The organism is Micromonospora musae (assembly GCF_003626545.1).
In the GTDB taxonomy this organism is placed as follows: domain Bacteria; phylum Actinomycetota; class Actinomycetes; order Mycobacteriales; family Micromonosporaceae; genus Micromonospora; species Micromonospora musae.
Genome location: NZ_RAZS01000002.1, coordinates 250,361 through 271,447 on the forward strand (window position 1 = coordinate 250,361; position 21,087 = coordinate 271,447).

The window sequence follows — 21,087 nt, forward strand, 5'->3', positions numbered from 1 at the left end:
CAAGTGGCGTGGGTCAGCCCCGGCCGGTCGCGGCGCTCCCGCCCCGTACGGTCCGGATCCGCAGGTGCGCGCGCTCGCCCTGGACGCCCAGGAGGCTGAGGATCTCCACGGGGTGCTCGTCGGCGTTGCCGAACCAGTGCGGGGTGTGGGTGTCGAATTCGGCCGCCTCACCGGGACCCATGACCAGATCCTTGTCCCCGAGGACCAGGCGCAGGCGGCCGTCGAGGACGTAGAGCCACTCGTAGCCCTCGTGGCTGGACTGCTCGGGCTCCGGTGAGCGCATCTTGGGCGAGATGATCAGTTTGTAGGCCTGCAGGCTTCCGGCCCGCCGGGTCAGGGGCAGCATGGTCATGCCGTGCCGGGTGACCGGCTTGAGGTGCAGGCGGGGATCGCCGGTCTGCGGCGCCCCGATGATCTCGCTGATGTCGACGCGCAGCTCGCGCGCCAGGGGGAGCAGGAGTTCCAGGGTGGGACGGCGCTGGCCCGCCTCCAGGCGGGAGAGCGTGCTCAGGGAGATCCCGGTGGCCTGCGCGAGGTGGGTCAGCGACAGGTTGCGCCGCGTACGCAGCCCTCGCAGGCGGGGCCCGACGGCTGCCATCGTCGACGCGGTCTCGTCATCCATGCCCCCAATATTGCCACCGCAGCAAGGATCTTTGCCTCTTCGTCCGAACGGTCCGACTGTGTCAGCAGGTGCCCCGACCAGGGGTGACGCCGGACAGGAGAGGTGCGATGACCCGAGGCAGCTTGCTCACCGCCCCCGCGGGTGGGCACGACAGCGAGTCGACATCAGGGGCCGGTGCGACGATGGCCGTGGTGATCCTGGTGCTGACACAGTTGATGTTCGTCGTGGACACCTCGATCGTGAACGTGGCCCTACCCGACATCGGACGTGAACTGGGCTTCTCCGACACCGGGCTGTCCTGGGTCGTGACCGCCTACGCGTTGACCTTCGGCGGGCTGATCCTGCTGAGCGGCAAGGTCGGCTCCATGATCGGCCCCCGCCGTGCCCTTCTTCTCGGCGTGTCGGTCTTCGTGATCGCCTCGATCGCCGGAGGTCTCGCCACCTCGGCGGAGCTTCTGGTGGCCGCCCGCGCCCTGCAGGGCGCCGGCGCTGCTCTCGCCGCGCCCAGCGTCATGGTGCTGATCATGGGCAGCACCGATCCCGGCCCGCAGCGCTCGCGCGCGATGGCGATGTTCGTACTCGCCGTCGGCGCCGGAGCGGCGGTCGGTCTGCTCGCGGGTGGGGTGCTCACCCAGACCCTCGGCTGGGAGTGGGTGATGTTCGTCAACGCACCGATCGGTCTCCTGGTCCTGCTCGGCGCCCTGCGCAACCTGCCGGAACTGCCGCGCCGACGCACCTCGCTGGACGTCGGTGGCGCCGCAGCCTCGATCGTGTTGATGGTGGCCCTGGTCTTCGCCTTCACCTCCGCCGCCGACCGAGGCTGGACCAACCCCCTGGTGCTGGGCGCGTTCGCCGTCGCCGTGCTCTCCCTGCTGCTGCTCCTGGTGGGTGAGCGTAGGCATCCGCACCCGGTGATGCCGCTGGCGTTCTTCGCCTCCATGCGCAGCGCGGGCCCGCTCCTGTCCATGCTGGTCGTTCCGGCCGGTCAGGTCGGCTTCCTGTTCTTCACCACGTTGCTCACCCAGCAGGTCCTCGGCTTCACCCCGATCCAGACCGGACTCGCGCTGGTGCCGTTCACGCTCGGCCTGATCGCCACCAACCAGCTCACCCCACGGCTGCTGCCGCGCCTGGGCGAGCGCGCCATCGGCGGTACCGGCCTGGCCGGCCTGGTGCTGGGCATCACCTGGATGGCGTCAGTGGCCGCCGACGCCGGCCCGCACACCTCGATCGTCACGGTGCTGCTGCCTTCGGTCCTGCTCGGCGCGGGCGCGGGCGCGACGTTCGCGCCCGTCACCGCCGTCATCATGCACCAAGCCCCCGCCGAGCACATCGGTGCCGCGGCCGGCCTCAACCAGGGCCTGCAGCAACTCGGTGGTGCGATGGGCCTGGCCATCCTCACCAGCGTCCTGGCCACCGCCGGCGGCCTGGACCACGGCCTGGGCGCGACCCTGCTGGCCACCGCGGCCTTTCCGTTGGCCGGCCTGATCCTCTTCGGCGGGTGGGCGCGCCGGATCCCCGCCCCCGAACCCACCCACGCGTGACACGCCACCCGCGACCTCGCCACGGGCACCCGCAAACGAGGCGCGCTGCCACCGCGCCCGACGGCCCGCCGGTGACCGCCACGACACCCATGCGCACCGCCCGACAGACCCGCTGACACCACCCGCACGATCAGAGGAAGCACCATGATGAGCCAGGACCTCGCCCACCGGACCGCCCTGGTCACCGGAGCCACCGCAGGCATCGGCCGCGCCACCGCCCTGGCCCTCGCTGCGCGCGGCGCCGACATCATCGTGCACGGCCGCGACCGGGAGCGCGCCGCCGACACCCTTCGGCAGATCGAGGCGATGGGCGCCACCGCCCGCTTCGAGCCCGCCGACCTCTCCGACCCCGCACAGGTGATCGCGCTGGCCGAGCGCGCCGGCGACGTCGACATCCTCGTCAACAACGCGGGCATCTTCCAGTTCGCCCGCACCGCCGACAACGACCCGGCCACCTTCGAGGCCCACATCGCCGTCAACCTGCGCGCCCCGTACCTCCTCGTCCAGGCCCTCGCCCCGGGCATGACCGCACGCGGCCACGGCGCCATCATCAACATCAGCAGCGGCGCCGCCAGCACCCCCGGCCACGGCAGCGGCATCTACGGCGCCACCAAAGCCGCCCTCGAATCCCTCACCCGCGTCTGGGCCGCCGAGTACGGCCCCGACGGGGTGCGCGTCAACGCCGTCGCCGCCGGCCCCACCCGCACCGAAGGCACCGCCGCGTACGGCCCCGCCTTCGAATCCGCCGGACAGGCCGTCGCCCTCAAGCGTCTCGCCGACCCCGAAGAGATCGCCGGCACCATCGCCTTCATGGCCTCCCCGGAGGCCAGCTACGTCAACGGCGCCACCCTCAGCGCCATGGGCGGGCAACCTGCCCTCGGGTAGGGCCCGCTGATCGAGGGAGCCGTGCTACCGAGATGCGGGCCAGTGCTCCGCCCTTCAGGGCGGGGGTGAAGGCCCGCGCGGGAGGGCCGCCAGGCCCGAGCGTGCCCGTGACCGTGGCAACGTCCCGTCGGGCTCCGGCGATAACCAAGCCGGGGTCTAACGCACCACCGTCGCCGCAGGGCTTGCGGAGACGATAAACGCCTGTGGAGTGGACGTAAGACCGGAGCAACCTTCGGCGGATCGCGGTGAAGCAGGAACCCACCCGGGCGTTGCGCGTTCCGTGCGCGGCGCGGAGGGAATCCCCGCCATTCATGGCGGCGGAGGAAGTCAATGGCGGCGTCGGGCGTCGGCCTCGGTGTCGAGCAGGTCGTTCAGCGTCAGCGCCGAGTTGATCAGAGACAGGTGGCTGAACGCCTGTGGGTAGTTGCCGATCTGCTCACCGGTCGCCGCGATCTCCTCGGCGTAGAGGCCGAGGTGGTTGCTGAAGGTGGACATCTTCTCGAGGGTGAGCCGGGCGTCGTCCAGGCGGCCGGAGCGGGCCAGCGCCTCGACGTACCAGAACGTGCACATGTTGAAGGTGCCCTCATGCCCGGGGAGGCCGTCGGGGGAGTGCACCGGGTCGTACCGGTGGACCAGGCTGTCGGAGACCAGCTCCCGCTCGATCGCGTTCAAGGTGGACCGCCAGAGGGGGTCGCTCGGCGTCACGAAGCCGACCGCCGGCATGGCGAGCAGCGCGGCGTCCAGCATGTTCTCGTCGTACGCCTGCACGAAGCTGCCGCGTTCCCGGTGGTACCCGCGGGCCATGACCTGGTCGTAGATCAGGTTGCGTTGCTCGGCCCAGCGGGTGGTGTCGCCGGGGCGGCCGGTGCGGGTGGCGAGGCGGATGGCCCGGTCCAGCGCGACCCAGGACATCACCCGGCCGAAGGTGTAGTTGCGTGGGTGGTGGCGGCTCTCCCAGATGCCGGCGTCGGGCCGGTCCCAGTGCTGGCAGAGCCAGTCGACGAGCCGGACGGTGCTCTTCCACACCTGGTGCGAGACGCGGATGCCCTGCTCGTCGGCGAGATGCATGGCGTAGAGGGCCTCGCCGTGGATGTCGAGTTGAAGCTGGTCGGCGGCGCCGTTGCCGATCCGCACCGGGCTGGACCCCCGGTACCCCTCCAGATGGTCGAGCACCTCCTCGTGCAGGTCCGAGGAGCCGTCCACCCGATACATGATCTTCAGCGGGTCCTGGTGGTCACCGGCCTCACGGATCCGCTCGTCGAGCCAGTTCATGTACCGGCTGACCTCCTCGGTGAAGCCGAGGCCGAGCAGCGCGTGCACCGAGAACGACGTGTCGCGTACCCAGGTGTAGCGGTAGTCCCAGTTACGGGTGCCGCCGACCAACTCGGGCAGCGCGGCGGTGGGCGCGGCGATCATCGCGCCGGTCGGCGCGTACGTCATGAGCTTCAACGTGATGGCCGAGCGCTCGACCATCTCCCGCCACCGCCCGGTGTAGCGGGAGCGCTCGACCCACCGCCGCCAGTAGTCCCGGGTCCACTCGAACATCCCCTCGACCTCTGCCGCGGAGATGGTCCGTGGCTCCGTGCCGGCCGTCTCCAGCACGATCCCGCCGGTGTCACCCTCGTTGAGCGTGCCGTACGCGATCAGGTCGCCGTCCTCCAGGCGGACCTCCCCGGTCTGCGCCCAGAGCTGCCGTACCGGGTCGACCGGGTTGAAGGTGAGCGTCGCCGACGGGCTGCGGAACAGGTACCCGTTCGGGTGGCGCTCCAGGTCGTGCCTCTCCCGGGCGTAGTCGAACCGGGGTCGGCACTCCACCCGGAAGCGCATGCTGCCCCGGACCATGGTGACGATGCGGACCAGGCGGTGCGAGTCGGTGGCCAGATCACCGGTGACCGGCATGAAGTCCATCACCTCGGCGACGCCGTCCGCGCTGATGAACCGGGTGATCAGGATCGGGGTGCCGGGCAGGTAGAGCTGCTTGGTGACGTATCGGACGTCGTGCGGGGCGATGCGGAAGTAGCCACCGCGTTCCCGGTCCAGCAGCGCGGCGAAGATGCTCGGCGAGTCGAAGCGCGGCGCGCAGAACCAGTCGACGGTTCCGTCGCACGTCACCAGGGCGGCGGTCTGCAGGTCGCCGATGAGCCCGTGGTCCTCGATCGCCGGATAGCTCTCCACGCCGCCTCCCGGTCTCGACAGCCTCCTGCGCAGTAACCTAAGGGACGAATTGTCCGGGTCGGCCCGATTCGTGGTCAGCCACCCGCGCGTGCTCGATGCGCCTCGACTGCTCCGGGGCGCGGAGACCCGCCACCGCTACGCCCCCGTCCGGGCACGAATCATGCGAGGCCGGCCTGGATGGCGAGGATGGCGGCTCGCACCCGGTCGCGGCTGCCGGTCTTCGCCAACACGTTCGCGACGTGGGTCTTGACCGTGCTCATCGACAGATGAAGACTCCGCGCGATCTCGTCGTTGTTGAGCCCGGCGCCGATCAACGTGAGCACGTCGGTCTCGCGTGCGGTCAGTTGGTAGGCGGCGAGGTCCACGCGGGTGGCCGGGCCGGTCGACCGCACACGTTCCAGAACCGCGCCGGTGATCTCGGCCGAGAGGATCGCGCCGCCGGCCGCGACCGTGCGGACGGCGGACAGGAGGTTCTGGGCGCTACTGCGTTTGAGGAGGAATCCACGCGCTCCCGAGGCGATGGCGTCCAGGACGTAGGCGTCATCGTCGAAGGTGGTGACGATGATGACGGCCGGGGCATGGGGAATCGCGGCCAGCTCCCGGGTGGCCTGCAGGCCGTCCAGTACCGGCATGCGGATGTCGACGAGGGCGACGTCGATGCGGGGATCGCGGCGGACGGCATCGAGGAGCTGCCGCCCGTCCGCGGCTTCGGCCGCGACGTGGATGTCCGGCTGGGAGCGCAGGATCTGGCTGAAGCCGTCGCGGACCAGCTGCTGGTCGTCGGCGATCACGACACGGATCATGGCCTGGCCACCGGCAGGACGGCCTCCAGTACGGTACCGCCGCCGGGGCGCCGGTTCACGTGTGAGCTGCCGCCGAGCGCCCGCGCGCGTTCCTCGACGCCGAGCAGCCCCGAGCCGCGCGTCACGGCCCGGGGCGGACCGATCCCGTCGTCGCTCACCCGCAGCCTGGCCTGGTCGCCGACGCGGATCAGCTCGACCCAGGCGGTCGTGGCGTTCGCGTGCCGGGCGATGTTGGTGACGGCCTCCTGGACGATGCGGTATGCCGCCAAGACGCCCACCTCGTCGAGTCCCGGCTCGGCGTCGAGCCGGACGTGCACCGCCACACCCTGCTGGCGCAGCGGCTCGGCGAGCAGTTCGTCGATGTCGGAGAGGCGGGGCGGGGCGCTCACGGCCACCGGTGCGTCCGGGTTGCGGAGATGTACGACGAGCGTGTCGAGCTCGCGCAGAGCGGTGCGGCCGCTGTTCGCGATCGTCCGCAGCGCCACCGCCGGGTCGCTGCTGAACTGTCCGGCCTCGGCCTGGACCACCATCGCGGTGACGTGGTGACCGACCACGTCGTGCAGTTCGCGGGCCAGATTCGTGCGCTGCGCGAGCCAGGCGGCCTGGTCACGTAGCTCGGCCGTCTCCCGGGTGAGCGCGTTGCCGCGGGACCACGAGCGCATCAGGACAGCGAGGAGATAGCCGGCCGCCACGAAGGCGAAGGGCTGTTCGTAGAGCCCGCGATGGTTCAGCAGGGCGACGGTGAGGGCACCGGCGGCGCCGGCCAGACCGGCCGCCCAGCCCAGCCACGGTCGACGGGCCGGATCCTCGCAGGTCGAGACGAACACGAGAGCGGCCGCCGCCAGACCCAGCTGGACCGACTCACCGGTGCTCACTATCGCCACGAACCCGGCGCAGGCCGCGAAGACCAGGGCCCGAGCGCCGGGCGGCAGGGCCATGGCCGTGAGGGCGGCGGGCAGCACCAACCACACCCAGCCCGTCGGTACGAGCACGTCCTGGTCGACCGTCGTGACCACGACTGTGACGATCACACCGGCCGCGCCGTAGGTGAGCCGGCGCGCGCCTCTGAGGCTGCGGACCCATTGCCCGATCGCGGTAACCACCTGCACAGTCTCGATGATCCGCCCTGGGCCGGCCAGGTACCCAGGTACCGGTCCGGTCGGTACCCCGGTACCGCGGCCGCGCCGAGGGTCGGCACCCCGGTACGTTCCGCCGGAAGGGCCAAGAACCGGAGCCTGCAGGTGTGACTCTCGTCGACTCCCGGCCCGTCCTGCAGGTCGGCCCGCTGCTCACCATCCCCAACTGCATCACCATCATCCGGACCCTCGCGGCCGTGACGCTCGGCATCGTCGCTCTCGCCTCCGGTTCGGTCGCCTTGATCGCGGTGGCGTACGGCATCTACTGGCTCGGTGACATGCTCGACGGCCTCGCCGCGCGGTGGCTCGGTCAGGAGACCCGAGCCGGCGCCGTCCTCGACATCGTGAGCGACCGGGCCTGCACTGCGGTGCTCTGTGTCGCCCTGGTCGCCCTGGTTCCCGATGTCTCGCTGGTCGCCATGGTGTTTCTGCCGTCGTTCATGGTCCTGGACACCATGCTGTCGCTGGTGTTCCTGTGCTGGCCTGTGCTCAGCCCGAACCATTTCCATGTCGTCGACCGGCGCGTATGGGCATTGAACTGGTCGCCGCTGGCGAAGGCGGTCAACACCGCCGGGGTCATCGGTGCTGTGGCCCTCGGGCAGTACTCGGTGGCGGTGACTGTGGCATTGGCCGTCCTCGCGGTCAAGGCGTGGTCCGCCGTGGCGGTGGCCAGGCTGCTGAGGCGGGACGGCCGGGCGTGAACGGTCTCGTGGAGGCTGCGGTCGCGCTCGGGTACGGGTTCGTCTCGGCCCTCGTCCCGGTCGTCAACGCGGAGGCCTACGCCGTGGTCGCCGGGCGTCCGGGCGGGTACGCCGTGATCGCCGTGGTCGCCCTGGCGGTCGGGCAGACCGCGGGAAAGCTGCTGCTGTTCGAGGCCGCTCGTCGCGGAACCGGCCGGCTGGCCCGGAGGCTCGCACGACGCAACAGATCGGGGCGCGCGGCCGCCCGGACCGCCCGCTGGACCGAGCCCGTCCAGCGCTGGCTCTCCGGCCGCCGCACCGGTCTGCCGACGGTGCTGCTCTCCGCCTCCGTCGGCGTCCCACCACTCGTCCTGGTCAGCGTCGCTGCCGGAACCGCCGGCCTGCGCCGCTGGGAGTTCGCCGTCGCATGCCTGCTCGGACGGGTACTCCGCTTCGCCGTCCTCGCCCTGCCCGCGACCCTCGCGTGACCCCGAACAGAGCCGCGGCGGCTCAGTCGTCTTCGTGCTGACGGAGTCAGCCGAGCTTCTTGACCAGAGTCTCGAAGGCCAGGTCGCGACGGCGGGGCAGGCCGAACCGCTCGTCGCCGTAGGGGAACGGGGTGACTTCTCCGGTGCGGACGTAGCCCCGCCGCTCGTACCAGGCGATCAGTTCGTCCCGTTGGGTGATGACCGTCATCCGCATCTCCCCGGCGCCCCACTCCTGCTCGGCGTGGCGCTCGGCCACGTCGAGCAGCTCGCGCCCCAGCCCGCCGCCCTGCTGCGAGGGTGCGACGGCGAACATGCCGAAGTAGGCGTGGTCATCGCGGCGCTCCACCTGGCAGCAGGCGACGAGCCGGGCCCCCTCCTCGACGACGAGCACCGAGCTGTCCGGGCTGGTCACCGCGGCGGTCACCATGTCGCGGTCGGTGCGCTGGCCGTCGAGCAGGTCCGCCTCGTGGGTCCAGCCGGCCCGGCTGCTCTCCCCCCGGTACGCCGACTCGACCAGGTCGACGAGGGCGTCGACGTCGGCGAGGCCGGCGATCCGGACGGTACGGTGCGTGGTGCTGGTCATCGGCGGAACTCCAGGAGTAGCGGCAGTCGGTGAACCATCGTATGCGGCCGACCAGGACGTCTACTCGCACCGGACCGCGATGAAGAGGAGGTGGAGGAGATGAGGAAGGGCGGTCATAGGCGGATGGCAATGCCGATCCTGCGGTCACGTCGCCCGAGGAGCAGGTCGAACCCGAACACCAGCCGGGCGATGGGGTAGCGGCGGGCCATGAGCCGGCGTACCCGTGCCGTCTCGGTCCGGTCCAGTAGTCGGGCCTGGCCCCGTACCGTTGGCGCGCCGGCGGCGACCCGGCCGTTCGGGTCGCACGGTGTCACGGTCACCGTGGCGTTGTTGCGGATCCTTCTGACTTTTCCGCTCTTGCGCTGGGTGAGCACGAAGAGCTCGCCTGCGTCAGCGACGAGCCCAACGGGGGTGGGGACCGGTCGTCCGTCCCGGCGGTAGGTGGTCACGGTGGCGTACCGGGTGTGGGCGATCTCGGCGGGCACGCTCATGCGGGAATCGCGTCGGTTCGCCGGTCCAGCCAGGACGCCCCCGCGATGGCCGCGGCACCGAGCGCCTCCCAGCCCGCCGCGTTGAGAAACGCCCTGGGCGCGCGACCCGTGGCCGCGAGCCCGGTGAGGCCGGCCGCCATCAACAAGCGGCGGGCCATGACGTACCTGGGAAAGCCGGGCCAGCCCTGCGCCGCCCCCAGCAGATAGGCCCCGCCCTCGCCGATCGCGGCGAAGGAGCTGCTGCCCAGCACGGCTGTCGTGTGGTCACCCGGTCCCCGCTCGGCGGGGCGCTCGAATCCGGAGAGGCGCTGTTGGCGGTCGGGGCTGACCACGCCCAGGGTCCCGAGGGCGGCACCGACCGCCCCCAGGCACGTCAGGGTCCAGAAGGTGGCTCTACCTCGTCCAGCGTTCATCTCTTCACTTCCTTGCATGTCTCGTTCGGTCGCCGGGCACGCCGGTGGCGGGACGCCGGCTCTGCCAGATCGACCAGGGTCGGGCGCCGAGCCTCGGACCCGCGCCGAGCCGGACCGCCGGATTCCAGGGCACGACATTCTCCACCGAAAGTGGTAGTGACATCACCGTTTTAACGGTAGCGCTAAAGTGGTGGTGTTGCCACCACTTCGATCGGAGGTCCGAAGATGCGGGCACCCCGCCGGGACCAGCTCCGCAACCGGCAACGGTTGATCACGGCTGCCCGCGAGGCCTTCACCGAGCACGGCCCGGAGGTCGCCCTCGACGAGATCGCACGCCGGGCCGGCGTCGGGACCACCACGCTCTACCGGCACTTTCCGGAGAAGGAAGGGCTGATCGAGGCGGTCCTCGACGACCTCGCCGCGGCGGTACGGGACAACGCGGAGCGCGCCATGCAGAACAGCGATCCGGTCGGCGCCTTCCGGGCGGTGTTCAGCCAGAGCTGCGACATGTCCGAGCAGGAGGTGGCGACGTTCGCCCAACTGGCTGGCGCCGGCAACCGTGCCGACAAGCACGCGCAGCGTCTGATCACATCCGTCGTCGGCCCGGCCACGGATCGGTTGCGATCCGCCGGCCGGCTGCGCGCCGGCATAACCGCCGATGACATCGCGACCTTCGTCCGCATGACCCTCAGCGGGGACGGCGACGAGGCTCGCGGTAAGGCGATCCAGGTCATGCTCGACGGCCTCGTCAGTCCGCAAGACGCCACGGCGACCTGACGTGGCCGCGTCCGGCCTGCTCCGAAGACGGCGTCCGGCGTGGCGGCTCACCACTTCCCGAGCGCAGTGCGGCCGGTCGGGAAGTTGCTCCAGCGCCTTGCTGGACAGCGGAATCTGGCGGGACGGAACAGTGCAGGCGAGGCTCCCGGCCGTGGCAGCGGACCTTGATCGACTGCTGCCTGGCCGGGAGCCTCGCCGTCATCTGTTTCGGGCTCAACTGACCCCGCCCTGAGCTACAGGGTCAGTCGCCCTTCGCGGCGCGGCCGAGGCGGATCGCCGAGATGAGGAAGAAGATGGCGCCGGGGATGGCGTAGCCGATCGCGTTGGTCAGCGTCGGGTTGTCCGCGGCGGCGCCCGCGATGAACGCCCCACCGGCGAGTACGGAGATGCCACCGCTGATGATCATCGGCCACTGGCCCCCCATCCTGCGCCGGGTGACCCCCACGAGCAGCTGGATCAGCCCGGCCACGATCGCCCACGCACCCCAGACGCCCAGCACCGCCGGAATGCCGGAGGTGCTCGCGACGGCGAGACCGACGGCGGCGAGCAGACTGACCGTGACGTTCGCGTAGAGCAGGGCGGGGGATCCGGTGGCGCGCGACGCGCGGGCGTCGATGATCGCGGCTGCCACGTCGAAGAGCGGGTAGAGCACGAGCAGCGTCACCGCGAGTGGGCCGAGGTGCTCGGCGGTCGTGAACGCCACGAGGGCCCAGACGATGGCGAACGCGAAGCGGACGAGGTACAGCCGCCGCAGGGCGGCTGCCGTCGTCGAGATGCCGGGCGCGGCAACGGTGGTCATGGTGATCCTCTCGGGGTTCCCTGTCGGAGCGGCGGTCGATCGGCGGGTGCCGGTGAGCTGGTCGATCAAGGGGCGTGGCCGGCTCGGCAATCAGGTAGAACGAACGTTCTGTCTCGGCCAATCATGAACGGCTCACTACGTACTGTCAAGACGGAACGTTCTGTCTACCGGTGGCACCGAGGTCGGAGCGCGGCCGCGACGCGGCGCGAGGAGTGAGACGGAACGTTCTGTCGCTACCATGGAGTCATGGCGAGCAGCGAAACCGACGTCCGGCCGTCCGAGGCGCGCCTGCGGCTACTCGGCGCGGCTTCCCGGATCTTCTATGCGGAGGGAATCCACTCGGTCGGCGTCGACCGGATCGTCGCCGAGGCGAGTGTGACCCGGGCCACCTTCTATCGACACTTCCCGGGCAAGGAAGATCTCGTCCTCGCCTATCTGCGCGGGGCCGACCAGGCCATCCGTGGCCAGGTGGAGGAGGCCGTCACGGCCGTCGCGGCCGGCCTGCCGGCGAGTGACGCGCTGCGGGCCATCGCGGCGTCGATCGCCGAGGGCATCCGGTCCTCCGGCTTCCGCGGCTGTGCCTTCCTGAACGCCGTGGCCGAGTACCCCGACCCCGACCACCCCGTACATCAGGCGGTCCTCGCGCACCGGCAATGGTTCCTCGACACCGTCACCACCCTGATGGCGCGCATCGAGCAGACCTCGGCCGAGTCCGCCGCGCAGCACTTCGTCATGCTGCGCGACGGCGCCATGGCGGCCGGCTGTCTCTTCGACCCCGAGTTGATCTGCGAGACCTTCCTCCGCGGCGTCGACGGACTCGTCCAGACGCATGCCGCACGGCAGCCGTCCTGACCGCTTGAGCGGTGGGGTTGGTCGGCGCGGCTCGATGACCCGGCGGCTCCGTGCGCACGCTCGGTCGGCGATCGCCGCGCGAACCGGCGGATCCTCGACGCAGGGCGGCGGTCAGCGGGCGTTCGCCGCGGCGTGCCGGCGTAGGCGCGACGGTGTGGTGCCGGTGATGGTCCGGAAGGCTTTGCCGAAGGCGGAGGGCGAGTGGTAGCCCACGGCGGCGGCGATGTCATCCAGGCCGCGGCCGGTGGTGGTCAGCAGGTCGGCTGCGATGATCATTCGGGTCCGCGTCAGGAAATCCGCGACGCCCATTCCCGTCGTCGCGGAGAAGCGCCGGACCAGCGTGGCCCGGGAGACCCCGGCGACACGCGCGAGGCTCGCGATCGTCCACCGTCGCTGCGGCTCGTTCACCACGGCGTCGACGACGGCCCGCAGGCTCGCGTCCGTCACGGCGGTCCATGGCGTGAGCAGGTTCGCGGTCGACGGAGCGCCGCGTTCGTCGCCGCGCAGGACGAGCACCAGCAGCGCCTCGCAGAGCGACGCGAGCAGGGCGCCGGTGCCCTGGGCGTCGAGTGCGGCCTCGCTGCGCATGAGCTCGCCGAGCGGGTGCAGTGGCGAGCCGGCTCCGAGGCCGAAGGAGGCGTGCACGATGTCGGGCAGGCCGGCGAAGAGGAGTTCTCCCGCCCCCGGCTGGTAGGTGTAGTGGCCGCAGAAGAGGTCGACGGCGGGGGCGTCCTCGCCGCGCAGGGTGGTCACCGAGTCGCCGGTGTGCCGCCTGGAGGGCAGCGGTGGCCCGTCCGCGACGACCCGTATCCGGTGCCGCCCGGCGCGCGGAAGGATGAGGACGTCTCCGGCGTGCAGCTCGACCACCCGATCGTCGATCTCGGCCACGCAGTCGCCGTCGAGCAGCAGGTGGAAAGGCACCTGCCCGGCCGCGCCGGGCGGATTGTCCAGGACGTGGGTGCCGGCCAGCAGGCAGCGCACATCGACGGCGCCCTCCAGGCGAGCCGAGCGGATGATTCTGCTGATCGAGTCCATGAGCCGATCACGATAATACTTGAGCCTCTTCCGTCTTGTCGGATCGCTCGCTCCGGTGAAGTCTGGGACCCATGACTTCACTGCACGCGGATCTGCTCGTGATCGGCTTCGGCAAGGGCGGGAAGACCCTCGCCGCGACCATGGGCCGCCAGGGTCGCCGAGTGATCATGGTGGAGCAGTCCGCGCTGATGTACGGGGGGACGTGCATCAACATCGGCTGCGTGCCGACCAAGGCGCTCATCCATCGCGCGTCGGTCCGGCCGCAGGACGCCGACCCGAGGTCATGGTTCGCCGACTCGGTGGCGTGGACGGCCTCGCTGACCTCGATGCTGCGGAAGAAGAACTTCGAGATGCTGGACACCCTCGACTCCGTGACGGTCGTGACCGGCACCGCCGCCTTCCTCGACGAGAAGCGGGTCGAGGTCACCGCCGGCGACGACCGGATGGAGATCACGGCGGACACCATCGTCATCAACACCGGCGCCCAGACGGTGGTTCCGGAGATTCCCGGCCTGCGCGACAGCGCCCACCTGATCACCGGTACCGACCTGATCGGCTCGCCCGACCTGCCGCGCCGGGTCGCCGTCGTCGGCGGGGGCTATCAGGGGATCGAGTTCGCCGCGACGCTGAGCCACTACGGCGCCGAAGCGACAGTGCTGGAACGCGGCGGCCGCATCCTGCGCCGCGAGGACGACGACGTCGCCGAGGCGGCCGAGAAGATCCTCACGGACCAGGGCGTCACCTTCGTCACCGGAGCGAAGGTCACCCAGGTCACCGACTCCGGTGCCGCCGCGGTCGTCCACTACGAGGCGAACGGCACGGCGGGCCGGATCGAGGTGGACGCCGTACTCGCCGCCGCGGGGCGGGCACCGCGTACGGCGGAACTGCGACTGGACGCCGCGGGCGTACGCACCACCGACAGCGGCGCGATCGAGGTGGATGAGTACCTCCGGACGAGCCAACCGCACATCTTCGCGGTGGGCGACGTCAACGGCGGGCCCCAGTTCACCTACATCTCCCTCGACGACTACCGGATCGTCGCCGACCAGCTGACGGGCGAGGGGAACCGCTCCACAGCCGACCGGGTGGCCGTGCCGTACACCCTCTTCATGACACCGCCGCTGGCCCGCGTCGGCCTGACCGAGACCGAGGCGCGCGCCACCGGCCGGCCTGTGCGCGTGGCCGCCAAACCGATCGCGGCCATCGCGGCGATGCCCCGCGCCCGCATCCTGGACGACGTCCGCGGGCTGATGAAGTTCGTGATCGACGCCGAGACCGACGCCATCCTCGGAGCCGCGCTGCTCAGCGTGGACGCGCAAGAGCTGGTGAACACCGTGGCGCTGGCGATCCGCAGCGGGGTGACCGCCGGCGGGCTGCGGGACGCGATCTGGACCCACCCCAGCTCCACCGAGGCCTTCAACGAGGTACTGGCCAACGTGGTGCGCTGACCCGACCGCGGCCACAGTCTCAAGGAGACACATCATGACGAGCAACCCCACCACCGCGACGCACCAGCTTCGGCCCGGCCTCGCGCTCACCGTGCGCGCGGCCGGACACGGTCGGCCAGTGCTGGTGCTGCACGGCGCCGGCGGTCCCCACACCATCGACTCGCTCCTCGTGCACCTCGCCGACGGGCAGCAGGTGCTCGCACCGACCCACCCCGGCTGGGACGGCACCACCCGCCCCGAGAGCATGACCAGCGTCGCCGATCTCGCCGCCACCTACCTCGAACTGCTCGAAGCAGAAGGGCTGAGCGAGGCGACAGTGGTCGGCGTCTCGTTCGGCGGCTGGGTGGCCGCCGAGATGGCCGTGCGCGACCGGGACCACCGCGTCGGCCGGCTCGTGCTCATCGACGCCATCGGCCCGCAGATCCCCGGACACCGCCCCGCCATGCCGAGCAACGCGCCACCGGAGAACCTGGCCGCGCTCCGCGCCTACACCCGAGACACCCTGGAAGACCCGACCCTGCTGGACCGGGCCCGGCTCCGTACGATCCCCGAACTCCTCGTCTGGGGTGCGGACGACCCTGTCGTCAGCGCCGAATTCGGCCGCCGTTACGCCGACGCCATCCCCGGCGCACGTCTCGTCCTCATCCCGGGTGCGGGGCACCTGCCCATGCGGGACGCGCCCGAGGCGACGTTCGCCGCCATCGACGCCTTCCTCGCGGAGGCCGCCCCCACGAGAAGCTGACTGCCGGGCGATCCGACGACCCGCCCAGGCGCATTCATCGACTCGGTCGTCGGCGAAGCAGGGCGGTGGCTCAGTACTGCTGCGGGCCGACGGAGCGCTTCAAGTTGGCCGCGGTCACGCCTCGGGCTCGCGATTGCCGGGCGTCTCCCGTGCAATCGGCGAGGCGAGATCCTCGAGCGGCCGCTGCCGGCTCCGCAACGCGTCGACCAGCGCGATAAGAGCCAGCACTCCGGCCACGACGCTCAGTCCGACCATCGGCGACCAGCGCGCCAACGCCGTCGTGACCAGCAGCAGAACCACCAAGCCGATCACCCGCGACCTGGGGACCCGGCCGAAGATCTCGTAGTCCAGCCGAATCCGAGCGAGGAGGAAGAGCACCGGGCCGCCCACCACGAAGAGCAGCCACGTCGGCCGCGGCGGCCCGAACGGTTGCGCGATGACCAGCTCGTAGCCAACCGCGGTGACCAGCACGCTGAGTACGATCAACGCGTGCGTCCGTTCCGACGCCGTACCCAACTGGCCGGGCAGGCCCGCCCGCCCCAACGCCTCGTTCAGCAACCGGCCGGCGCGGTGAAAGTAGATCCGCCACAGCACCGCGCTGGTGATGAACGCGATCCCGAAGGCGGCCGCCCGCTCCGCGGAGTAGTCCACGCCACCGAAAGCGGCGCCGATGACCAGAATCGACTCGCCGAGCGCGATGAGGAAGATCTGCTGGTGACGTTCGGCCAGATGCTCTCCGGTGATCCGCCAGCGACCGACCGCCGCGGCACCGAGCCGAGGCAGCGGCCAGCCCAGAGCCCAGGCGAGGTAGTCCACCGCCAGCGCGGCAGCCCACAGCGACAGGCGAAGCCGGTCCGGGCCCAACGCGCCGACCAGCCAGAGCGGTGCGGAAAGCGCTGACCAGGCGGCGAGTCGGAACGGCACCAGCCGCCGTGGATGGCCACGCAGTGCGGCCGCGACCACCAGCGGCCGCACCACCATCACCATCAGGTACGCGACCGTGAACGGCACCGCCCGCTCCTCCACGGCGCGCGGCAGCGTCACCGCCATCACCAGGGCGGCGAACATGGTGCCGATCACGACCGCCTGAATGATCGACCGTTCCGGCTCGTAGCGACTGGTGATCCAGGTGGTCTGCGACCAGATCAACCAGAGCGCCAGGAACAGCAGCAGCGTACGACCGAGCCCGCCGACGAGCGCCCAGCCGGTCTCGTCGCTGACGTCGGCGAACCGTTGCGAGACCCGGGTCAGGGCGACGACGAAGGCGAGATCGAAGAAGAGCTCCAGGAACGTGGCACGCCCCGAACTCGCTTCGGCGCGCAGCAGCGCAGCACCGCGTCCCGCCGCCATCGTCCGCTCCCGTCCGCCCCTGGCACCAACGAGTTGGCCGGCGGCCCTGACCGAACCGACAGACGGGTGTGGGGGCCGGCCGGCTGCTGGCCCCCACACCCTGTGACACATGCCCGTTCGTCATGTCGGCACGTGACCAGCGGATCCCGCACGATGCTTCTATCCGTGGTCGGCGGTGTCGGCGAGTCGGTACACCTGGCACCGACTTCGATCGGTGCGAGGCGACCGTCGGCCGGGCCGCCCAGGAACCAGGCCTCCACGGCGGGCATCCGGGTTCCCCGGATCAGGGCCGTGTCGTTTGAGGGCCCGGTCGGATCGGCTGCTGGCCGGCAGGGGCGTACAGCACTGAGGCCAACCGCGGCTGTCTGCGCCGACGCGGGATCAAGGCGGCCATCCCGGGAATGCACGGCGCGCCGTGCGCTACGAAGCCACCGTTCACGTCGCCTCGATCAGCATCTGGCTCCGGGGCCTGAAACGACACACGTAGAACATGATCTCGAATCTCACCCCGTGCCCTGCGGTTGCCGACCGAGGCGGCTCCAGCTCCTAGTCCTCGACGTCCACGTCCACGTCGATGTTCCCGATGCAGACGACGGTGTTGTTGGGCTGAGTCTGGTTGTCGTTCGTCGTCTCGACCGACGCGGACTGCTCGTAGCTGACGTCGCTGTCCTCGATCTTGTTGTCGCTGATGATCTGGTTGATGCTCACCTTGTTGGTCTGCTCGCTGTTCGCGCAGGCAACCTCGGTGCGGTCCGAGGCCTGTTCGTAGGGCCGCTCCGAGGCCTGTTCGTACGGCGCGGCGTGCGCGGCAGCGGGCGTGCCGAGCAGCAGGGCGCCGCCGCCCAGCGCCACCCCTACGGCGAGCTTGGTCAGAAACCTCTTCGACATGTCCCTCACTCCCTCCTGGTCGTCTCGGGCAGACGAGCCATGACGAACATAAGAAGGATTCATGTCCGCTCGGAGCGCTTTCCGGGTTTCTGACGCAAGCAGGCCTTCGACTGCTATACGAAGTCGCCTCACATTTCCGGGTGATAGGCCTGGTTCAGTCTCGTCTGCGGCGACTCATGGGAACGTTTGGCTGTACCCCTGATGGGACTGCCTCAGCCTCCGTTGGAGCGGAGTGACTGGCGACCGGTCTCCTCATTTGGCTCGTTGTCCGCCGCAGGCTTGCCCAGCCGGGCCACCCAGTCGACGAACTCCGCGTCCTGCCTCGCCAGCGGCTCGCCGTCCGCCGGGGTGCCCGCGCCGTCCCCGTCGGCCCGGGACTTGCTGCGCCGGAACAGGCCCAGCCGGCCGCTGGCCCGCCCGCCGGCCCGTCCCGCCTCGACGACGGATGCCGGGCCGGTCGGCGCGGTGCCGGTCGCGGGCGGGGGCCCGGCGCGCCGGGCGCTCGCGAGGGCGTCCCAGTTCGCGGCCAGGTTCAGGTTGGGCAGGGGCGGCCGGTGCCGGGGTGGGAGCGCCGGCTCGAGCCTCTCTTGCTTGCCGGCCGGTTGGATCGCCTCGGCGCCAGGAGCGGGCTCGGTGGAGGGCGGCACCCGTCGCGCCGGAACGACCGGCCAGGTCGACTGAACCTGCGTCCGGTCGGTCTTCGGCGGTTGGTACATCCGGAGGGTTCCCGGGGCGACGAGTGCCCCGCCGGTCGGCATTCCGTCGGGCCCGATGTTGTCGGCCTCCGTCTCCGCCGTTCCGGAGTCGTCCCCGCCGGATCCCGCGGGAAGGTGGGCCGCCGTCGCGGGGATCGGTTCCGATGTCTCCGAGGTGTCGTCGAGATCGGCGGGTACGGCGCGGGCCGCCGGCACGGTGGCGACCGCCGGTGCGGCGGTCCGCGGCGCGTGGTCGGCCGGTACGGCGCTGTCGTCCCAGTCGCCGGGCGGCGCATCGAGGCTCAGCGGTTCGGCGGCGCGCGGGAGCTCCGCTGCGATTGCACCGGTGACCGGCAACGTGCCGGCCAGGTCGGCGGGCCCCGGCTCGTCGGCCGGCGTCATGGCCTGCGGCACGGCCGCGTCGACGGAGAGTGGACGGAGGACCTCGGTCGGCTCGACCGCCTCCTCATCGGCCGTGCGCCGCAGGAGCGGCCAGCGGAACGACGCGACGACGGCCGAACCGAGCAGACCGGCGACGACGGCGAGCAGCGCGGTGTAGTAGGGCGTGATCTGGTACCGGTCGACGGCCTCGCCGGGACCGGCGGTCAGGTAGGCGAAGGCGACCAGCACCGGGCCCGCCGCGCCGGTCGCGCCGTTGACCAGCGGCGGATGCCCGCGCCGGCGGGCCAGCCCGCTGGTCACCGCGCCGAGGAGCAGGGCTACCGCCGGCAGGATCAGGATCGCCTGTCGTTGGGCCGCCTCCGCGCCGAGCCCGACCGGTTCCAGCACACCGAGCCGTACGGCGGGCAACACCCCGGCGGTCGCCAGCGACGGGACGACCGGGACGAGCGCCAGCAGCCAGACCACGCCGCCCACCGCCGCCATGTTCCAGCCCAGCGGCGGCTTCACCAGTGCGGCGATCGCACCACCCGCGCCGACCAGCGCGCCGAGGATCGCGCAGATGCCGACGGCCCAGATCGGGTCCACGGAGAGACGCTCGGCCGCCTGGACCGGCCGGACGCAGAGCGGCGCCACGACGGTGGCGCCGAGCGCCGCGGTGGCGGCGATCGCCACCAACCTGCCCGTGCTTCCCGGCTCCCCGTAGCGGCGGGCCAGGCGTGCGGTGACGACGGTGCCGGCCACGGCGGCGTATGCCGCGAACCAGCCCACCCAGACGAGCTGGGCAGGCCACTGGTTCACTGTGGTGTCGGCGGGTGCGCCGGTGAGCTGGACGATGCCGAGGCCGAACGCGATGCCGAGCTGACCGGCACCCGCGAGCACTCCCAGCCCGAGCGCTGTGAGCAACAAGTTACGCCAGGTACGAAGGACCATGTCCGGAACGTTACGCAACTGATGCAGACATTTACGGCGAAATGCTGGATTTCACATCGGACTGCAGTGTCGACGGTCACCCTCAGTGCGGGTCAGGCGCGCGGTTCGGGTGCTGCCGCCACTGTGGCCAGCATGTGGACGACGTCCGGGTGGTGACGGTCGCCGCGTCGGCCAGTGTGGAACGTCGAGGCGCGGGTCCAGCCCGCTCCTGGTCGGCGCGTTCAGGTCGCGTCGGCCGCGCAGCAGGAGCAGCCCGGCCGGCATCCGCACGCATCGACCCCGCCGGCGCCGGGCTCACCGGCGGCGGCGTCGGTGCGGGGGGCGTTCAGCGGGACGGCGCAGCAGGCGTCACCGCGCCACGCCTCGCGACCCTCCTTCACCGCCACCGCGGCGATGACCAGCGCGGCGATCGGGTCGGCCCAGGACCAGCCGAAGAGACTGTTCACCCCCAGACCCACGAGCAGTACGCCGGAGAGGTACGTGCAGAGCAGGGTCTGCTTGGAGTCCGCGACCGCCGAGCGTGAACCGAGTTCCCGCCCGGCGCGGCGCTGCGCGTACGACAGCACGGGCATGATCGCCAGCGACAGCGCCGCCAGTACCAGCCCGATGCTGGAGTGCTCCGCCTCGGCGCCGCCGACGAGCGCCCGTACCGACTCCACAGTCACGTACGCGGCGAGGGCGAAGAACGAGAACGCGATGATCCGTAGTGCGACCTTCTCGCGTGACTCGGGATCGCGGCCGGCGAACTGCCACGCCACCGCCGCCGCGGACGACACCTCGATCACCGAGTCGAGCCCGAAGCCGATCAACGCGGTCGACGACGCGAGCGTGCCGGCGGTGATCGCCACGACCGCCTCGATGACGTTGTAGGTGATCGTGGCGGCGACCAGCAGCCGCACTCGCCGGGCGAGCACCTGACGGCGCGCGGGCGGCGGCCCCGCCGGGGGCCGACCGATCAGGGGCAGGTCCATCAGCAGCAGCCCTTCTCGTCGGCATCCGGGCAGGCGGCCGGGTCGACCGCCAACACGAGACCGAGCAGGTCCGCCAGGGCGTGTGCCAGGCGGCCGTCGGCCAGCTCGTAGCGGGTGCGGCGGCCCTCCGGCACGGCGACCACCAGGCCGCAGCCACGCAGACACGAGAGGTGGTTCGACAGGTTCTGCCGGGTCGTGCCGAGCAGGTCGGCGAGCTCCGCCGGGTAGCCCGGCCCCTCGCGCAGCGCCAGCAGCAGCCGGGCCCGCGTCGGATCGGAGAGGGCGTGACCGAAGCGGGCCAGCACCTGGCCGTGCGTCAACGTCTCCACTCGTCGGACAGTACAGCATGCGATGTACTAAGCCGCGAACTCGGGCGTAGTC

Annotated in this window: 22 protein-coding genes; 8 read left to right on the forward strand and 14 right to left on the reverse strand. The window is 71.2% G+C overall.

Annotated elements, in window-relative coordinates; translation table 11 throughout:
• Positions 1-13: 13 nt before the first annotated feature.
• On the reverse strand, positions 14-622 hold the full coding sequence (locus D7147_RS05565) for a helix-turn-helix domain-containing protein (protein ID WP_120674294.1): 609 nt from the start codon (positions 620-622) through the stop codon (positions 14-16).
• 107 nt (positions 623-729) lie between these two features.
• On the opposite strand from D7147_RS05565, the gene D7147_RS05570 reads away from it, so the two are divergent.
• Together D7147_RS05570 and D7147_RS05575 are read left to right on the forward strand one after the other, a co-directional pair.
• The gene (locus tag D7147_RS05570; protein WP_120674296.1) at positions 730-2,163 is read left to right on the forward strand and encodes an MFS transporter; all 1,434 of its coding nucleotides are present in this window, start codon (positions 730-732) and stop codon (positions 2,161-2,163) included.
• Between the two features lie 144 nt (positions 2,164-2,307).
• Positions 2,308-3,048: an SDR family NAD(P)-dependent oxidoreductase gene (locus D7147_RS05575; protein WP_233562954.1), complete on the forward strand. Its 741-nt coding sequence runs from the start codon at positions 2,308-2,310 to the stop codon at positions 3,046-3,048.
• A gap of 327 nt (positions 3,049-3,375) precedes the next feature.
• Here D7147_RS05575 and D7147_RS05580 read toward each other — a convergent pair whose 3' ends face one another.
• The 3 genes from D7147_RS05580 to D7147_RS05590 form a co-directional block, all read right to left on the reverse strand.
• Entirely contained in the window at positions 3,376-5,223 is a 1,848-nt protein-coding gene (locus D7147_RS05580) for a glycoside hydrolase family 15 protein (protein ID WP_120674298.1), read from the reverse strand.
• A gap of 158 nt (positions 5,224-5,381) precedes the next feature.
• Positions 5,382-6,014: a response regulator transcription factor gene (locus tag D7147_RS05585; RefSeq protein ID WP_325050635.1), complete on the reverse strand. Its 633-nt coding sequence runs from the start codon at positions 6,012-6,014 to the stop codon at positions 5,382-5,384.
• An 8-nt stretch (positions 6,015-6,022) separates the two neighbouring features.
• A complete protein-coding gene (locus D7147_RS05590) occupies positions 6,023-7,129 on the reverse strand; it encodes a sensor histidine kinase (protein ID WP_147437349.1) in 1,107 nt (368 codons plus the stop codon).
• Positions 7,130-7,269: 140 nt separating this feature from the next.
• Between D7147_RS05590 and D7147_RS05595 the strand changes: the two genes are divergently transcribed.
• Together D7147_RS05595 and D7147_RS05600 are read left to right on the forward strand one after the other, a co-directional pair.
• Positions 7,270-7,863, forward strand: coding sequence for a CDP-alcohol phosphatidyltransferase family protein (locus tag D7147_RS05595; protein WP_120674304.1), 594 nt, complete (start codon positions 7,270-7,272; stop codon positions 7,861-7,863).
• Positions 7,860-8,330 (forward strand): VTT domain-containing protein, encoded by a 471-nt coding sequence (locus D7147_RS05600; RefSeq protein ID WP_158609290.1) that lies wholly within the window; start codon positions 7,860-7,862, stop codon positions 8,328-8,330. The genes D7147_RS05595 and D7147_RS05600 overlap by 4 nt, the downstream gene beginning before the upstream one ends.
• Positions 8,331-8,376: 46 nt before the next feature.
• Here the strand turns inward: D7147_RS05600 and D7147_RS05605 are convergent, their stop codons facing one another.
• From D7147_RS05605 to D7147_RS05615, 3 genes are all read right to left on the reverse strand, one after another.
• Positions 8,377-8,913 carry a GNAT family N-acetyltransferase gene (locus D7147_RS05605; protein WP_120674306.1) on the reverse strand — a complete coding sequence of 179 codons (537 nt, stop codon included), beginning with the start codon at positions 8,911-8,913 and terminating at the stop codon, positions 8,377-8,379.
• 113 nt (positions 8,914-9,026) lie between these two features.
• Positions 9,027-9,404, reverse strand: a complete 378-nt coding sequence (locus D7147_RS05610; RefSeq protein WP_120674308.1) for a PPOX class F420-dependent oxidoreductase — start codon at positions 9,402-9,404, stop codon at positions 9,027-9,029.
• Positions 9,401-9,817, reverse strand: a complete 417-nt coding sequence (locus D7147_RS05615; protein ID WP_120674310.1) for a hypothetical protein — start codon at positions 9,815-9,817, stop codon at positions 9,401-9,403. The genes D7147_RS05610 and D7147_RS05615 overlap by 4 nt, the downstream gene beginning before the upstream one ends.
• A 225-nt stretch (positions 9,818-10,042) precedes the next feature.
• Here D7147_RS05615 and D7147_RS05620 point away from each other — a divergent pair, with 225 nt between their 5' ends.
• Positions 10,043-10,594, forward strand: coding sequence for a TetR/AcrR family transcriptional regulator (locus D7147_RS05620; RefSeq protein ID WP_120674312.1), 552 nt, complete (start codon positions 10,043-10,045; stop codon positions 10,592-10,594).
• Positions 10,595-10,835: 241 nt separating this feature from the next.
• Here the strand turns inward: D7147_RS05620 and D7147_RS05625 are convergent, their stop codons facing one another.
• Complete coding sequence (locus D7147_RS05625) at positions 10,836-11,393, reverse strand: hypothetical protein (protein ID WP_120675229.1); 558 nt, start codon at positions 11,391-11,393, stop codon at positions 10,836-10,838.
• 246 nt (positions 11,394-11,639) lie between these two features.
• Between D7147_RS05625 and D7147_RS05630 the strand changes: the two genes are divergently transcribed.
• Complete coding sequence (locus tag D7147_RS05630; RefSeq protein WP_120674314.1) at positions 11,640-12,245, forward strand: TetR/AcrR family transcriptional regulator; 606 nt, start codon at positions 11,640-11,642, stop codon at positions 12,243-12,245.
• A 111-nt stretch (positions 12,246-12,356) separates the two neighbouring features.
• Here D7147_RS05630 and D7147_RS05635 read toward each other — a convergent pair whose 3' ends face one another.
• Positions 12,357-13,280 (reverse strand): cupin domain-containing protein, encoded by a 924-nt coding sequence (locus D7147_RS05635; protein WP_120674316.1) that lies wholly within the window; start codon positions 13,278-13,280, stop codon positions 12,357-12,359.
• Positions 13,281-13,351: 71 nt separating this feature from the next.
• Here D7147_RS05635 and D7147_RS05640 point away from each other — a divergent pair, with 71 nt between their 5' ends.
• Positions 13,352-14,728 carry an FAD-dependent oxidoreductase gene (locus D7147_RS05640; protein WP_120674319.1) on the forward strand — a complete coding sequence of 459 codons (1,377 nt, stop codon included), beginning with the start codon at positions 13,352-13,354 and terminating at the stop codon, positions 14,726-14,728.
• Positions 14,729-14,762: 34 nt separating this feature from the next.
• On the forward strand, positions 14,763-15,470 hold the full coding sequence (locus D7147_RS05645; protein WP_120674321.1) for an alpha/beta fold hydrolase: 708 nt from the start codon (positions 14,763-14,765) through the stop codon (positions 15,468-15,470).
• Positions 15,471-15,584: 114 nt separating this feature from the next.
• Here the strand turns inward: D7147_RS05645 and D7147_RS05650 are convergent, their stop codons facing one another.
• The 5 genes from D7147_RS05650 to D7147_RS05670 all read right to left on the reverse strand — a co-directional run bounded on the left by D7147_RS05650 (position 15,585) and on the right by D7147_RS05670 (position 21,035).
• Positions 15,585-16,820, reverse strand: coding sequence for a low temperature requirement protein A (locus tag D7147_RS05650; RefSeq protein WP_120674323.1), 1,236 nt, complete (start codon positions 16,818-16,820; stop codon positions 15,585-15,587).
• 546 nt (positions 16,821-17,366) lie between these two features.
• On the reverse strand, positions 17,367-17,708 hold the full coding sequence (locus tag D7147_RS05655; protein ID WP_120674325.1) for a hypothetical protein: 342 nt from the start codon (positions 17,706-17,708) through the stop codon (positions 17,367-17,369).
• A gap of 212 nt (positions 17,709-17,920) precedes the next feature.
• Positions 17,921-19,735 carry a hypothetical protein gene (locus D7147_RS05660; protein WP_147437350.1) on the reverse strand — a complete coding sequence of 605 codons (1,815 nt, stop codon included), beginning with the start codon at positions 19,733-19,735 and terminating at the stop codon, positions 17,921-17,923.
• A 221-nt stretch (positions 19,736-19,956) separates the two neighbouring features.
• A complete protein-coding gene (locus D7147_RS05665) occupies positions 19,957-20,706 on the reverse strand; it encodes a cation transporter (RefSeq protein ID WP_120674329.1) in 750 nt (249 codons plus the stop codon).
• Positions 20,706-21,035: an ArsR/SmtB family transcription factor gene (locus D7147_RS05670; protein WP_120674331.1), complete on the reverse strand. Its 330-nt coding sequence runs from the start codon at positions 21,033-21,035 to the stop codon at positions 20,706-20,708. Before D7147_RS05670 ends, D7147_RS05665 begins: the two co-directional genes overlap by 1 nt.
• Positions 21,036-21,087: the final 52 nt, after the last annotated feature.